The organism is Pedobacter sp. KBW06, assembly GCF_003852525.1.
GTDB lineage: Bacteria > Bacteroidota > Bacteroidia > Sphingobacteriales > Sphingobacteriaceae > Pedobacter.
The window spans coordinates 649,332-664,374 of sequence record NZ_QAJL01000002.1 but is presented as its reverse complement, the minus strand read 5'-3'; the positions used below and the strand labels follow the sequence as shown (position 1 = coordinate 664,374).

Annotated in this window: 11 protein-coding genes; 8 read left to right on the top strand and 3 right to left on the bottom strand. The window is 41.5% G+C overall.

Annotated features, from left to right (window positions below):
- Positions 1-59 precede the first annotated feature (59 nt).
- Together DBR43_RS12950 and DBR43_RS12945 are read left to right on the top strand one after the other, a co-directional pair.
- Complete coding sequence (locus tag DBR43_RS12950; protein ID WP_124581431.1) at positions 60-644, top strand: hypothetical protein; 585 nt, start codon at positions 60-62, stop codon at positions 642-644.
- Positions 644-1,231 carry a non-canonical purine NTP diphosphatase gene (locus DBR43_RS12945; protein WP_124582078.1) on the top strand — a complete coding sequence of 196 codons (588 nt, stop codon included), beginning with the start codon at positions 644-646 and terminating at the stop codon, positions 1,229-1,231. Before DBR43_RS12950 ends, DBR43_RS12945 begins: the two co-directional genes overlap by 1 nt.
- Here the strand turns inward: DBR43_RS12945 and DBR43_RS12940 are convergent.
- The gene (locus DBR43_RS12940; protein WP_124581430.1) at positions 1,194-3,611 is read right to left on the bottom strand and encodes an OstA-like protein; all 2,418 of its coding nucleotides are present in this window, start codon (positions 3,609-3,611) and stop codon (positions 1,194-1,196) included. The two genes, DBR43_RS12945 and DBR43_RS12940, sit on opposite strands and share 38 nt — an antisense overlap.
- Before the next feature lie 261 nt (positions 3,612-3,872).
- Here DBR43_RS12940 and tilS point away from each other — a divergent pair, with 261 nt between their 5' ends.
- The 3 genes from tilS to bshA all read left to right on the top strand — a co-directional run bounded on the left by tilS (position 3,873) and on the right by bshA (position 7,012).
- Positions 3,873-5,255: a tRNA lysidine(34) synthetase TilS gene (gene tilS, locus DBR43_RS12935; RefSeq protein WP_124581428.1), complete on the top strand. Its 1,383-nt coding sequence runs from the start codon at positions 3,873-3,875 to the stop codon at positions 5,253-5,255.
- 57 nt (positions 5,256-5,312) lie between these two features.
- Positions 5,313-5,795, top strand: coding sequence for a hypothetical protein (locus tag DBR43_RS12930; protein ID WP_124581426.1), 483 nt, complete (start codon positions 5,313-5,315; stop codon positions 5,793-5,795).
- 71 nt (positions 5,796-5,866) lie between these two features.
- Positions 5,867-7,012, top strand: coding sequence for an N-acetyl-alpha-D-glucosaminyl L-malate synthase BshA (gene bshA / locus DBR43_RS12925; RefSeq protein WP_124581425.1), 1,146 nt, complete (start codon positions 5,867-5,869; stop codon positions 7,010-7,012).
- A 65-nt stretch (positions 7,013-7,077) separates the two neighbouring features.
- Here bshA and DBR43_RS12920 read toward each other — a convergent pair whose 3' ends face one another.
- Together DBR43_RS12920 and DBR43_RS12915 are read right to left on the bottom strand one after the other, a co-directional pair.
- Positions 7,078-8,148 carry a lactonase family protein gene (locus tag DBR43_RS12920; RefSeq protein WP_233602961.1) on the bottom strand — a complete coding sequence of 357 codons (1,071 nt, stop codon included), beginning with the start codon at positions 8,146-8,148 and terminating at the stop codon, positions 7,078-7,080.
- Between the two features lie 240 nt (positions 8,149-8,388).
- Positions 8,389-9,912 carry a pseudouridine synthase gene (locus tag DBR43_RS12915; protein WP_124581421.1) on the bottom strand — a complete coding sequence of 508 codons (1,524 nt, stop codon included), beginning with the start codon at positions 9,910-9,912 and terminating at the stop codon, positions 8,389-8,391.
- A 175-nt stretch (positions 9,913-10,087) separates the two neighbouring features.
- Here DBR43_RS12915 and DBR43_RS12910 point away from each other — a divergent pair, with 175 nt between their 5' ends.
- The 3 genes from DBR43_RS12910 to uvrA all read left to right on the top strand — a co-directional run bounded on the left by DBR43_RS12910 (position 10,088) and on the right by uvrA (position 15,038).
- Entirely contained in the window at positions 10,088-10,942 is an 855-nt protein-coding gene (locus DBR43_RS12910; RefSeq protein ID WP_124581419.1) for a lytic transglycosylase domain-containing protein, read from the top strand.
- 85 nt (positions 10,943-11,027) lie between these two features.
- On the top strand, positions 11,028-12,080 hold the full coding sequence (locus tag DBR43_RS12905) for a 2Fe-2S iron-sulfur cluster-binding protein (RefSeq protein ID WP_124581417.1): 1,053 nt from the start codon (positions 11,028-11,030) through the stop codon (positions 12,078-12,080).
- Between the two features lie 114 nt (positions 12,081-12,194).
- Entirely contained in the window at positions 12,195-15,038 is a 2,844-nt protein-coding gene (gene uvrA, locus DBR43_RS12900) for an excinuclease ABC subunit UvrA (RefSeq protein WP_124581415.1), read from the top strand.
- Positions 15,039-15,043 lie beyond the last annotated feature (5 nt).

Sequence of the window (15,043 nt, the reverse complement as noted above, 5' to 3'; positions counted from 1 at the left end):
TATAATAAGATATTTAACTAATTTTAACAGAAAAAAGATTTCCCATAAAATCAGCATTAATGGCCAGCCAACTTACAACTAACGGAGACGCTCTGCGTTTATTTTTCACAGATGATATTTATTTGATTAGGGGAGAGGAGATTTTATCGGTGGATGAGGTGGTTGTTTCTGAAGATCAGCCGGTTATTGTGGTTGAAGAGGCTCCGGTTAGCCCTGTGGTTTCGTTTCCGGGCCTTGTCGAAGAGCCGAAAGAAATTCCATCTTTTAAATTCCTGGGTAAGAACAGCCGCAATATTCTTATTCTCGTGAATGATTCTGAGCATGAGGTAAGCGACGAAAAAGGAAGAGAGTTATTGCGCAAGATCGTAAAATCAGTGAACCTCAGCGCCAATGATTTTGCCCTGTTGAATTATGCCGGTTATGCCGGCACCAGCTATGCACAATTACAGCGGCATTTTTCCAGTGTACTGATCTTTGCTTTTGGTGTGACACCCGAACAGTTGAAAATGAAAGCATATCCTCAGAACAGCATTGTAGTGGAGGAAGGGGTAAGATTAATTTTCTCCTCGGAGCTGAAAACGCTGGAGGAAGATCCGACAGGAAAGAAAGTATTATGGGGCAGCCTTAAACAATTAGGATTATGATAAAAGAACTGGTATTTGCTACCAACAACAAACATAAAACAGAAGAAGTCGGCAAGCTTTTGCTGAACGAATACAAGGTACTTAACCTTTCAGATATCGGCTGTACAGTAGATATCCCGGAAACGGGTGATACTTTTGAAGAGAATGCTTTTTTGAAAAGCAGCTATGTAGTGGAAAACTATCAGCTGGATTGCTTTGCAGACGATAGCGGGCTTGAAATCGAAGCTTTGAACAATGAACCGGGGATTTATTCTGCAAGGTATTCAGGACAGAAAGATGATCAGGTGAACCTGAAACTGGTGCTTCAGAAAATGGAAGGGCTAAGCAATAGAAAGGCTCGTTTTAAAACGGTCATCTCTTTGATTCAGGAGAAAAAGAACTACTTTTTTGAGGGGGTAATAAACGGATATATCCGGGAAAATCCTATCGGCGACCAGGGATTTGGATACGATCCTATTTTTGTCCCTGAAGGATATGAGCAGAGTTTTGCACAGATGAGCATGGAACAGAAGAATCAGATCAGTCACCGGGCCATCGCCATGCGTAAGCTTATTGCTTTTTTAAAGGAACAACAGCCGGTACTTTAATCGTATCGGTTTTGAGCGGAAGGCCTTTCAGGCTGTCCGCTTTAACAGGTAATTTGGAAATGCTATCCGCTTTAATTGCAGCTGGCTTTATCGTTCCGGGTTTAGTGGTGCCTGTTTTTGTAGAATCTGTTTTAAGATTTTCTTTCTCAGCTGTTTGCTTCGATGGTACTTTAGGGATCACATTTCCTTTTTCCGGAACAGCAGCCGGATCATCTTTGTCCTTAGGTTTCAGCGGCATTTTTGGTCCCTTAGGCCCCGGAGCCTTCTTTGCTCCCGGTTTAGGCTTAGGTTTTCCATTGATCACTTCTTTCTTTGACAATGGCCTAAGCTCAGGTTTCCAGGTGAATCCGGTTAGAAATACATCTTCTTTGAGCTCTTTTATTGGTGTTCTCGCTCCTTCAGTATCCTTAATGGTGATGATGTCCTTGATTTCCTTATTTTGAAAAATAATTTTTATCCTGGCGCTCACCGTTTGGTTCATTTCTGTGTAAATGCTGTCCTTTTCCTTGTTGAAATAAATACTTTCTGCATTTCCATCCACAAACATCCGGTTCAGTTTACCATCGATGAAAAAGCCGGTAATGAGTTTTCCTTTGACCTGGTTGTATCTTGCTGAATCTAGGTTTACGTTCACCATGAAACCATTGTTGAGTACCTGTGAAGTATTCAGCTGCTTGTTTTTCAGTTTCAGGTAAATGGTATCGCCGGTTTGCTGAGATCCTTCGGCCCATAGGACCGGACTTCCATACCAGCGTAATGTAGAATCTGAACTGGTATAAAACAGGGAATCGGCCCTTGCCTGCATGTTCGACTTAAACACCCTTACATTGTGATAGGCTTTAATTGCCCTGGTTCTGATCGTATCAGCAGGATTAAAGGGAAGGGAGTCCTGAACTGAAGGTTTTGTACCTGGCTTTGCGACAGGCGTTTTTCCTCCCGTTCCTTTTTTCAGGTCGGTTGCTTTTTTTGGATCAGTACCCTTTTTGACATCCGTAGTTTTGGCCTTTTTAGGGTCCGCTTTAGCAAGCTTAACCGAATCTTTTGCCGTTGCAGGCTGAATAATTTCAGCAGCCTTCAATACGGTAAGTATGGTGCTGTCGGCGAGGACCTGTTTTTGTGCTTTTTTGACAATGGGGACTTCTTTTTTCTTTATCGGAATGCTGTCTTTTTTCAGTAGAATATTGTCTTTTTTAAGGCTGTCCGTTAATCCGGGGATTTTTACTTTCGTACTGTCGTTAATGGCAATAGGTTTGTTCTCTGTTTTTGGGGTTTTATCATTTTTTTCGCCCTTTTTTTGCCCTTTCTGTGTGGGTGCAGCGGCTGTTATCCCTTTTTTATCTCCAACTTTTTTCTCATCTCTTTCCTCTTCGCCCATTTCGTTGTCCTTTTTAAGTACCGGAGAGGAGATGAGTTTCAATGTTTTTAAAAGGACCATTTGTGTTTCCAGTGTATCGGCTCCCATCCACAAGCTGTCGGGACGAAGCTTTTTGCCCACCATTACAGAATCTGAAGTGCCTAATCCTATGTAAGGATTTTTCGTCACAATGGTGCGCTGGTCTATTTTGTAATAATACCCCAGTTGTCCATACATCACGGTTTTATCGGTCGTATCTTTAAATACGATGTTTCTTACCGCTTTGCCGTATCCGGCAATTCCATCATAATATAAACTGTCGCCTTTTAAAGATTTGGAACCCTGAGTGTATAGGTTTTTCTTTCCAAAGTAAGCATATTGTGTTTTGGTATTGTAGGCTCCGTTTTCGGTATAAAGGTTGTCGTCCTTTCCGATGATGTTGGTGGGGCCGTAGAAATAAGCCCAGTTGCTGAGGGTATTGTATCTTAAGGTATCTGATTTGATGGTAGATTCAGGAGTAACTACAACTACATTATAACGGAAGTAAGCGTCACGGCTGTTCGAAAAATAATAGCCGTTTTTACTGGTTAGCGTGACATCTTTACTCACAATTTTACCTCCGGTTACGTAAGTTCCTACCTTGCTGCCAAGGTTATAATCCAGAATGTTGGTCGTCAATATGGATTCTTTATCGATCATTTTAACATTACTTGTTAAATGGGCATTTTTAGTGTTTCCATCATAAGTAAGCCGGTCAGAATAAATGTTGATGGTATCGGCCTGGTTGATATGCACATGATCAAAAGCATCAAACATGTTTTTTTCTTCGTAAAATATCGCGCTGTCGCAGGCAAGTGTGGCATTATCTTGTTTGAACACAGGGTTTCTTATATAGGAAACCGAGCCGGAAGGACTCTTCTTTACTGTTGTCGTAGTGAAACTTAACAGGGAAATCTTTGTTTTCTGTTGCGCGAGCAAAGAAAACGGGAGCAGGAATAGAATTAAAAAAAGGCGTAATTTTTGCACTTTACAAAGTTAGTTTTTTGCGTACCATTTCCATCGGAATATATTTGTTTTTTTAGCGTTATTTATTGATTTTAAAGGTTCTCAAGAACTCATAAATTCGGTTTAGGGGCTCCGAACTGGTCATGAAGATACAGGTTTCATTGGCAGATATCGGCTTTTTTTACGGTGATCAGGCTGGTATGAACGGGTGATTACCAGTCTTTAAATTATTGTTTTTTTCTAAGGTATCCCATTGTGGTTTAAATTAAATATTTTTGAAAGATGTTACCTCTTCAGAATTTTAAAGATTACATCAGCCAAAATGCTCTTTTCACTGCAAATGACCGGATTCTTCTGGCCGTAAGCGGGGGCAGAGACTCTGTTTTAATGGTTCATCTATTTAAACTCTCCGGATATGATTTTGGTATCGCACACTGTAATTTTAATTTGAGGGGAGAAGAATCTGTACGTGATGAACATTTTGTGAAAATGTTGGCCGTAACACTCGATGTCCCTTTTTATGTGCAGCATTTTCAGACAAAAGAGTATGCCGCTGCACATAAGGTTTCGATACAGATGGCGGCGAGGGATTTGCGTTATCAATGGTTTGAAGAGTTGAGAAGTAAGGAAGGCTATGCCTTTATCGCCCTTGCGCAACACCAGGATGATGCCATCGAAACGGTACTCCTTAATCTGACCCGTGGTACCGGGATCGCGGGATTACATGGCATCCTGCCTAAAAGAGGACATTTAATCAGGCCTCTTTTGTTTCTCTCCAGAACGGAAATCAATGAACTGATGGAAAGAGAACATCTCGACTATGTGGAAGACAGTTCCAACCTAAGTACGAACTATGCCCGGAATAAAATCAGGTTAAAGGTATTGCCCCGGTTGAAAGAAATTAATGGGAACCTGGAAGTCACCTTTCAGCACAACATTCAGCGTTTTGCCGATACGGAACTCGTGCTGCAAAAAGTAGTGGCAGATTTAAGCCGGAGCCTCCTCATGAAAAAACAGGATGGAATTCACCTTTCCATTGCGGAAGTTAAAAGCCTGTCTCCACAGAAACTGCTGTTGTTCGAGGTATTGAAGCCATATGGTTTTTCTGAACACCTGGTGGCAGATGTGCTGCAGGCCCTGGATAAACAAAGTGGGATTTCATTTTTTAGCCCTTCCCATCAGTTGACACTGGATCGGGAGGATTTAATTTTGGTTGCCTTGAAAGATAAGGGGGCGATGCCCCGACAGCACCTGATGATACACAGCCAGGATCCGACTACTTCGCTTCCTGAGGGAGAACTGAGGATGGTTACCCTTCCCAAATCGAAATTTGAAGAAACGTATTCGTTTAAAAAAGACCATTTTGAAGCCTACCTTGATGCGGAAAAGCTGATTTATCCGTTAGTATTAAGAAACAGACAAAACGGGGATAAGTTTAAACCGATCGGGATGAACAGCTTTAAAAAGCTAAGCGACTTCTTTATTGACGAAAAAGTGCCGGTGACGAGGAAAGATGATATTCCTATCCTGGTAAATGGGAATGGCGAAATTATTTGGGTGATGGGCCTGAGACAGGATAACCGGTATAAGATCACTCCAGCGACGAAAAATGTAACAATATTGACTTTTAGAAATCTACATATTACAATTTCTAAACAATCTTAAGCAGGTTGTTTTGCTAAGCAAAGGAAAAAACAAGTAACTTTATTGAAAATTATATAGATGGGGAACCGATACGCATTTTTGGAGAAACAATATATAGGCCGCGATTACATCAGAATATGTATTCGGTTGGTTATGGCTGCATTTTGTTTTGCTGCTTATGTCTATGAGCGTGACCGCGACAATACCCAGGATTTATTTTTAGTCGTAGGTTTTGGAATTATCGGCGTTTCTATTATTCTCCTTTTCATGATTCAATATAAAACGATCATTGATGATAAAAAGATCATGATCGACGGTTTATGGTCTGCCAGAAAGGTGGAGATTGATCTGCATACCATTAAAAGTGTTAGAAAAGATACATACAGCAATTATTTATTCAATAATCCCGTGTATAACCTGCACCGTAAAGGAAGTGTGCGCTTTTATTCTTCAGGAAAAGATGCGGTAGTACTTACTGATCGTGATGGTTTTGAGTACTTTATCGGAACACAACGCCCTAATGAAATGTACCTGGTCCTGAAGGACCAGATGAAATCTTAAATAATTGCAATTGTTTAACACAAAGCTCAGTTTAAGTATTGTACTTTGCATCGTAAAACAAATTCGCTAGAATGAAAATAGGTATCGTTTGTTACCCAACTTTTGGAGGTAGTGGAGTAGTTGCTACTGAACTAGGTAAAGCACTTGCTGACGAAGGTCACCAGGTCCATTTTATCACTTATAGTCAGCCTGCCCGCCTCGACTTTTTCTCTGCCAACTTATTCTATCATGAAGTGTCCGTAAGGGATTATCCTTTATTTGACTATGCTCCCTATGAATCTGCACTGGCGAGTAAACTGGTAGATGTAGTGCGCTTTGAAAAGCTGGACATTCTGCATGTACATTATGCGATTCCACATGCTTCTGCTGCATTTATGGCCAAGCAGATTCTGGAAACTTATGGAATATACATCCCATTTGTGACTACGCTGCATGGAACTGACATCACCCTGGTGGGTAAAGATCCAACCTATAAACCGGTGGTTACCTTTTCGATTAACAAATCAGATGGTGTAACAACCGTTTCGCAGAACCTGAAAGAAGATACGGAGAAACATTTTGAGATCACAAATGAGATCAAAGTGATTCCTAACTTTATCGATTTCAACAGATTTAGCCTGAAACCTAAAGATCATTTTAAAAAAGCCATAGCCCCGAATAATGAGCGGATTCTGATCCATACCTCTAACTTCAGGAAAGTGAAGCGTACAGGTGATGTGATCAGGACCTTTGAGAAGATTCAAAAAAAGATCCCTTCCAAATTATTGATGGTAGGGGATGGTCCGGAACGTGCTTACAATGAGCAGCTGTGCCGCGAACTGGGAATTTGTGAACATGTTCGTTTCTTAGGAAAACAGGATGCAATAGAAGAGATTTTATCGGTATCAGACTTGTTCCTGATGCCTTCGGAATCGGAAAGCTTCGGATTGGCAGCGTTAGAGGCCATGGCTTGTAAAGTTCCTGCGATTACTTCCAATGCCGGTGGTTTGCCAGAGTTGAATATCGATGGTTTCTGTGGATTTATGAGCAATGTAGGCGATATCGAGGATATGGCCGCCAAAGGAATTCAGATTCTGGAGAATGACGAGGTATTACAACGATTTAAAGAGAATGCCTTCATCAGGGCTCAGGACTTTGACCTGAAGAAGATCCTGCCGGTATATATCGATTATTACAATCAGGTAATAGAAGAAGCGCATAAACTGAAAACGGTTTAAACCTAAAAAGCCCTTTGGATAGTCCAAAGGGCTTTTTTATGATCAATTATTTCAGGATCTGACAGTTATTTTACCGGAGCAAACAGCAGGCATACTGGAGCGCCAACTTCAATTCTCTTGCCGGTATCTTTTAAATCGCCTGTTTCCTGGTTACGTTCAAAAATAACCACATTATTCGTGTACTGGTGTCCTACCAGCAGGTATTTTCCACTTGGGTCAATGACAAAATTTCTTGGGCCCTTACCAAGTGTACTGGCATATCCTCTGATGCTTAACAAGCCTCCTTTTTCAATGGCGAAAATGGTGATCTTATTTTCTGATCCCCTGTTGCTGGCGTACAAAAATTTACCGTCAGGAGAAAGGTGGATATCTGCCGCACCGTTTTGTCCTGTAAATCCATCTTCTGTGAGTTTGGTTTGTTGAATTTCGTTCAGATTCCCATCGCTATAACTGAATGCGGTGATCCCTGCGTTGATTTCCCCAACGAGGTAAGCATATTTACCATCCTTGCTGAATACAAGGTGTCTTGGGCCGGTTCCCGGTGTTACATCAATGCTATATTGTACTTGTAGTACCTTTTCATTAAGGCCTGGGTTGTATTTGTATAAAAAGATCTTGTCCGTTCCCAGGTCATTCACGACAATATATTTGCCGTCTGGCGTAAACTGAGCCATATGGACGTGTGGCTGGTCCTGCTGAGGTTTAACAATGCTTTTTCCTGTATGTTGTGTAAGTAGTTTTAACGCAGATAAGGAACCATCTTTTTTAATACCGAACGTAGAAAGACTTCCTCCTGAATAGTTTGCCGTGATGACATTCTTTTGATCAGCGATGACGTAGCAGGGATCAGCACCCGTTGCCTGTTTGTTTAAGAAAGTCAGCTTACCTGATGCTGCATCAAAACGAAAAGCACTGACTGCACTAGTTTCTCCGGTTTCATTAACGGCATAAATGGTTTTGTTTCCGGTTCCTAAAGCCAGATAACTCGGGTTTTCTACATTTTTGGTGATACTTTTTGCTTTGAAATCGGCGGTATTCGTATTGAAATCATAAACATAGATTCCTTCACTTTTCCCGGTATTGGTATAGGTTCCAATGATCAGGTTGTAATCTGTTTGTTGTGCATAGCTTTGCATGGCTAGAAGTATTACTGGGAAAAACAAAAGTGCTCTCATTTGAATATTTATTATTTAGCAATAATATCATATTAAACTTGAAATTATAGGAAATAAGTTCAGATTGTTGGGAGATTCAGTCTGTTTTCCGAAAAGAGAGGGCAGTAAAGGAGGTCGGGCAGGGGACGATACCGTATTCGGGAGGGATATAAATAAAAAGAACCGGTTACGTTTGGTGTAACCGGTTCTTCAGGTATTTTTTTACTTGATCAGGTGTTTAATCTGGATCAATTCATGTTCTTCTAAATAGCGCCATCTTCCACGTGGAAGGTCTTTTTTAGTCAGGTTACCATAAACAACGCGGTCTAGTTTTACTACATCATAACCCAGGTGCTCAAATATTCTTCTTACGATTCTATTTTTACCACTGTGGATCTGGATACCAACCTCACGTTTACTACCTCCGGTTACATAAGATACATTGTCTGGTTTGATGATGCCATCTTCCAGTTCAAGACCGAACTGAATTTTGTTCAGATCTCCCTGGCTTAAGCTTCTGCTCAATTCCACATGATAGATCTTAGTGATGCCGTTTTTAGGGTGTGATAGTTTGTCTGCGAGATCACCATCATTGGTCATCAATAAAAGACCTGTTGTATTGCGGTCTAATCTTCCTACCGGATAAATGCGTTCTCTGCTTGCTTTATCTACCAGTTGCATCACGGTACGACGTTCCTGAGGATCGTCAGTTGTGGTGATGTAATCTTTTGGTTTGTTCAATAAAACGTAAACTTTCTTTTCGCGTTTCAATAATTCCCCGTTGTAACGGATTTCATCTTTCGCGGGGTCAATTTTATGTCCCAGTTCCGAAACAGCTTCTCCATTTACAGATACTACACCTGCTGCAATCAGCTCATCCGCTTTACGGCGTGAGCAAATGCCTGAATTGGCAATGTAACGGTTCAAACGGATCAGTCCGTCATCTTTTACGATCGGAGCTTTTCTGCCACGCATAACGGTATTGCTATCGTCGCGTTCAGAACGTTCTCCACGTGCTTTAAATCCTGGTTTTGAATTGTCGTCTTCTCTTTTTCTGAATGGTCTGCTGTCCGTACTTCTGGAAGCAGATCCTTTTTTATCATCGAATTTTCTGAAAGGTTGATCACCACTTCCGAAATTGTCTTTCTTTATATAACTACGGGTTTTATCTGTAGGAGGAACATCTCTTGAGCTTCCTGCACTGTGTGGTCTTGGTTTGTAATCTCTTGAACCGCCTTCTCTTGGTTTGAAATCTCTCGAACCACCTTCTCTAGGTTTGTAATCTCTTGATCCACCTTCCCTTGGTTTGAAGTCTCTCGACTCATTATCTCCCCTTGGTTTGAAGCTTCTTGAATCTCCCTCTCTTGGTTTGAAATCCCTTGACCCACCTTCTCTTGGTTTGAAATCTCTCGAACCACCTTCTCTCGGTTTGAAATCTCTTGAGCCACCTTCTCTTGGCTTGTAGTCCCTTGATCCACCTTCTCTTGGTTTGTAATCTCTGGAACCGCCTTCTCTTGGCTTAAAGTCTTTCCTGTCTCCTTCTCTTGGTTTGAAGTCTTTTCTATCGCCTTCTCTTGGTTTAAAATCTCTCGGGCCACCAAACTTACTATCCTTCCCCTCTTTGTCGTCAAACTTGCCTTTGCCTTTGTAAGAACTGTCTGTTCCACTACGACTCTTGCCTGTTGTACTTCTGTTTCCCGGTTTGGACTTGTCATCCCGACTGTTCCTGTTGTTGTCTTTGATCATGATACGCTATATAACCGCATAATTTATGCGGCTGCAAATTTAATAAAAATCGGTCAATTTATAGCTGAATTTTTCGGATTTGTACAAGATGTAAAAAATCATAGCCTATGGGTGTTTAAACGCTGATTTTCAGTGCAGTTTTTGTAAAAGGTTGATAATTAACATAATATACCGTATGTTTGCAAACGTTTTAAAATTATTAACCAAAAAAAGGAGGAAAATGATAAAGAAACACATAATAACATGTACGGTAATAATTGCATTACTGGTTATGGCAAAAGTGTTTGCTTACAACATGCCCCAAGCAGCAGAAAGTCTTTTAAAAGAAGAAAAAACAACAAAGAATACAGATACATTAACACCAAAAATCGAAGAACCGGTAGCAGTAATTGCCCGGTTAAATTTTGCAGAAGAGACACTTCCACTGGGCGATGCCAGGGTGGAACGTAAAATGAAAAAAGTTCTTGCTGCATTCAGTCACAGTAAATTACAGACCAATCGTTTGCACAATAAGGCAGCGGAGTGGTTTCCTGTAATAGAACCAATCCTCGCCGCTTATGGCATTCCGGAGGATTTTAAATACATCCCTTTAGTTGAATCAGGATTAAAGGCAGGCGTATCACCTAAAGGTGCTGCAGGCTTTTGGCAATTTATGCCAGGTACGGCCCGTAGTTTTGGTTTGAAAGTCAACTCAAATGTAGACGAGCGTAACAACTTACGTAAGTCAACAATTGCAGCGGCAAAGTATATCAAAGAGCTTTACGGCATTTTTGATAGCTGGACATTGGTTGCAGCTGCATATAATGTAGGTGACGGCCACATGCAAAAGCAGATCAACAGGCAAAAACAGGACAATTATTTCAAGATGAAACTGAACCGTGAAACAGCGGGTTATGTATACAAATTGATTTCCATGAAGCAGATTCTGGAATTTCCTGGTAGATATGGTTATAAAGCACCAAGAGCCCTGTTGGCATACAATGCTGAAAAAGCTGCAAATAATGCAGAAAAGACCGCAAATGCGGAATAGTAAAAGATAAAAGACACACAAATGGGGGAAGCCGGAATTTATTCCGGCTTTTTGTTTTTCTTGGAATTTTACTATTTTACCCGATATGGGATTGTTAAAACTGCGCATTACCGCGATGACCTATTGTCCGGGGGAGACATTAATCATCAGCTTTGAACCCCTGGAAGGACTGAAACCTGACTATCTTGCCGGTCAGTTCCTGACCCTGGTTTTTGAGGAAAAAGGGAAAGAACTGAGGCGTTCTTATTCTCTATGCAGTTCCCCGGATGTGGACGAACCTTTGTCTATAGCGATTAAAAGGGTAGAAAATGGTGCAATTTCGAGATTATTACACCATAAAACTGCTGTAGGAGATCTTTTAAACGCATTGGAGCCCAATGGACAATTCAGCTATCTTCCGGATCAGGAAATCAGAAGGACAGTTTTTCTTTTTGCTGCAGGTGTGGGGATCACTCCTTTATTCTCGATTTTAAAGACGGCACTCACCAGAGAAAAACACAGCAAAGTCATATTAATCTATAGCAACAGATCTGCAGAAGGAACATTATTTTATGCAGAACTCAATGCTTTACAAGTGCAGTATCCGGATCGTTTTAAACTGATTTATCTGTTCAGTCAGTCGAAGAATTTATTGATGGCCCGCCTGAACGGGCAGTTGATTGAACGAATTGTGGCAGAGCAGCTGGAATTTGAAAAACAAGATGTCTTACTTTACACCTGCGGACCAGTCGATTACATGGACGTATGCAGGATCACTTTACTGAATCTGGGTTTCGACAGAACGCAGATAAAAAGAGAAACTTTTGTGCTTCCGGAAGATGAAGCGGATGAAGACGACATGACCGAAAAGAAAGTCAGGGATACCAATACTTATTCCGTGATCCTGAACTACCGCGGGAAAGTACATGAAATTGAGGTGCCTTATTATCAGAGTATTCTTGATGCGGCACTGGAACAGAAAATAGACCTGCCATATAGCTGTCATGCTGGCATCTGCAGCACCTGTACTGCCAATTGTATCAAGGGGCGTGTGGAAATGGATTATAATGAAGTTTTAATGGATGATGAAATCGCAGCAGGCAGAGTGCTGGTTTGTACGGGTCACCCTACTGAAAATGGCACCACACTGGTTTGGTAAACATTCTCAGGTCTGCCTTGCGTAAACTTTTCTTTTGATAAAATTTTTAGCATTTTTGTGGCTGAAAATTTGTTATCCTAAATATATAGATATCAGTACAGTTTTAATAAAAATATGAGCAAAAATACCGTTGACCTGGGCGAGCAAAAGGATGTAGAAGTATATGGAGCCAGGGTACATAACCTTAAAAATATAGACATTTCCTTTCCACGGAATAAACTGGTAGTTATTACCGGTCTCAGTGGCAGTGGAAAGTCCTCACTGGCTTTTGATACCATTTATGCAGAAGGGCAGCGGAGGTATATGGAAACCTTTAGTGCGTATTCCCGTCAGTTTATGGGAGGAATGGAGCGCCCGGATGTGGATAAAGTATCCGGCTTAAGCCCGGTGATTGCCATTGAACAAAAAACGACCAGTAAGAACCCAAGGTCTACTGTGGGAACGATCACAGAAATCTACGATTTCATGCGTTTGCTATATGCCCGTGCAGCGGATGCTTTCTCCTACAATACAGGGGAGAAGATGGAGCGTATGAGCGAAGATCAGATCCTCGGTAATATCTACAACAAATTTGAAGATATGCCGGTTAATATCCTTGCACCAGTAGTAAAAGGGCGTAAAGGACATTACAGGGAGTTGTTTGAACAGATTCGGAAACAAGGCTATGTTAAAGTCCGCGTGGATGGGGATATTCAGGACATTAGCCCGAAGATGCAGGTAGACCGTTACAAGATCCATGACATCGAGATTGTGGTAGACCGGCTTATTATCGATAGAAAAGACCAGAAACGATTACAAGATTCCCTCCAAACGGCGATGCGCCTTGGAAAAGGAATCATCAAAATCAGCGATAAGGACAATAATGTTTCCCATTTCAGTCGTTTTCTAATGTGCCCGACAACGGGAATCTCTTACGATGAACCACAACCGAACAGTTTCTCTTTTAATTCTCCTTATGGGGCGTGTGAGAACTGCGACGGACTGGGTTATATCTTCGTTATTGATAAGGAATCGGTAATGCCGAATCCTAAGCTGAGCATTATGAGCGGCGGATTGGCCCCTCTGGGAGAATACCGCGACATATGGGTGTTCCAGGTACTGAAAGCTTTGGCAAAAAAATACAACTTCTCTTTGTCTACGCCATTGGAGAAATTAAGTGAAGAACACATCAATATCATCTTAAATGGTTCGCATGAATTATTGAGCGTGGCGGTGGAATACAACAAATGGAATGTTCAGAACTACCAGATTACCTTTGATGGAATCATCAAATTACTGGAAGAACAACAGGAGAAAAAAGGAGAGGGTGCCGTTGATGATATGGAGACTTTCCGTAAGCTGAAAACCTGTCCGGTTTGTAATGGCGCAAGGTTAAAGAAAGAAAGCCTGCATTTTAAAATTGACGGAAAAAACATCTTCGAACTGGCAGAAATGGACATCAACAGCCTGAAAAACTGGTATCTTGATGTAGAAAGCCGCCTAAATGAAAGACAAAATACGATTGCTAAAGAAATTCTTAAAGAGATCAGGGCGAGATTAGGCTTCCTGACGGATGTAGGCTTGAATTACCTTTCTCTGGACCGTACTGCACGTACATTATCAGGAGGAGAGGCACAACGGATTCGTCTGGCTACACAAATCGGCTCGCAGCTGATGAATGTGATGTACATTCTGGATGAGCCAAGTATTGGTCTTCATCAGCGTGACAATGAGCGCCTGATTGGTGCGCTTAAAAACCTGCGTGATCTTGGAAATACGGTGTTGGTGGTAGAACACGATAAAGACATGATCCTGGAAGCCGATCACGTGATTGATGTGGGACCGGCAGCAGGAGTTCGCGGTGGTCAGATTGTTGCTCAGGGAACACCTGCAGAGATTTTAAAATCTGATACCCTGACTGCGGCTTATCTGAATGGTAAAAAAGAGATTGAAGTGCCTAAAAAGCGCAGAAAAGGAACCGGACATAAGTTGTCGATTATTAAGGCGAGTGGGCATAACCTGAAAGAGGTATCTGTAGATTTCCCTCTTGGAAAGTTCATTGCAGTAACCGGTGTTTCCGGAAGCGGAAAATCAAGCCTGATTACAGAAACCTTATATCCGATATTAAACCATCATTTTTTCAGGGCGAAGAAACATCCTTTACCTTACGAGAAGATCAATGGGATTAAAGAAATAGATAAAGTAATTGAGATCGATCAGGCGCCTATCGGACGTACGCCAAGATCGAATCCTTCTACTTATACCGGCGTATTTTCCGACATCAGAAACTTATTTGTACAATTGCCGGAAGCAAAGATCAGGGGTTATAAGCCTGGTCGTTTTTCTTTCAATGTAAAAGGCGGAAGATGTGAAACCTGTCAGGGGGGTGGAATGAAAGTTATAGAAATGAACTTCCTTCCCGATGTTCAGGTACCATGTGAAGAATGTGGCGGAAAGAGGTACAACAGGGAAACCCTGGAGGTTCGCTACCGGAGTAAATCCATTAGTGATGTACTTGACATGAGTATCGAAGATGCCTGTGATTTCTTTGAGAACATGCCGGTAATTTACCGGAAGATCAAAACGCTAAAAGATGTGGGCTTAGGTTATATCACTTTAGGACAGTCCTCTACAACACTTTCTGGTGGTGAGGCTCAGCGGGTTAAGCTGGCTACTGAATTATCTAAGAAAGATACGGGCAGAACATTTTATATTTTGGATGAACCCACAACTGGCCTGCATTTTGAGGATATAAATGTTTTATTGGGTGTGCTGAACGAGCTGGTAGAGAAAGGGAATACCGTATTGGTGATTGAGCACAACCTTGATGTCGTAAAAGTAGCAGATTGGGTAATCGATTTAGGTGAAGAAGGTGGCGCAGGTGGCGGTAGAATCATATTTGAAGGAACTCCTGAAGGATTGGTACAAAACCCAATAAGTTTAACCGGTAAATTTTTGAAGAAAGAAATGGGCTTATAAATTTA

Excerpts from the sequence above, each read along its gene's own strand:
- DBR43_RS12915 (WP_124581421.1), bottom strand. The coding sequence starts at position 9,912 with ATGATCAAAGACAACAACAGGAACAGTCGGGATGACAAGTCCAAACCG.
- bshA (WP_124581425.1), top strand. The coding sequence starts at position 5,867 with ATGAAAATAGGTATCGTTTGTTACCCAACTTTTGGAGGTAGTGGAGTA.
- DBR43_RS12920 (WP_233602961.1), bottom strand. The coding sequence starts at position 8,148 with ATGCAAAGCTATGCACAACAAACAGATTACAACCTGATCATTGGAACC.
- DBR43_RS12950 (WP_124581431.1), top strand. The coding sequence starts at position 60 with ATGGCCAGCCAACTTACAACTAACGGAGACGCTCTGCGTTTATTTTTC.
- DBR43_RS12905 (WP_124581417.1), top strand. The coding sequence starts at position 11,028 with ATGGGATTGTTAAAACTGCGCATTACCGCGATGACCTATTGTCCGGGG.
- uvrA (WP_124581415.1), top strand. The coding sequence starts at position 12,195 with ATGAGCAAAAATACCGTTGACCTGGGCGAGCAAAAGGATGTAGAAGTA.
- DBR43_RS12910 (WP_124581419.1), top strand. The coding sequence starts at position 10,088 with ATGTTTGCAAACGTTTTAAAATTATTAACCAAAAAAAGGAGGAAAATG.
- DBR43_RS12930 (WP_124581426.1), top strand. The coding sequence starts at position 5,313 with ATGGGGAACCGATACGCATTTTTGGAGAAACAATATATAGGCCGCGAT.
- tilS (WP_124581428.1), top strand. The coding sequence starts at position 3,873 with ATGTTACCTCTTCAGAATTTTAAAGATTACATCAGCCAAAATGCTCTT.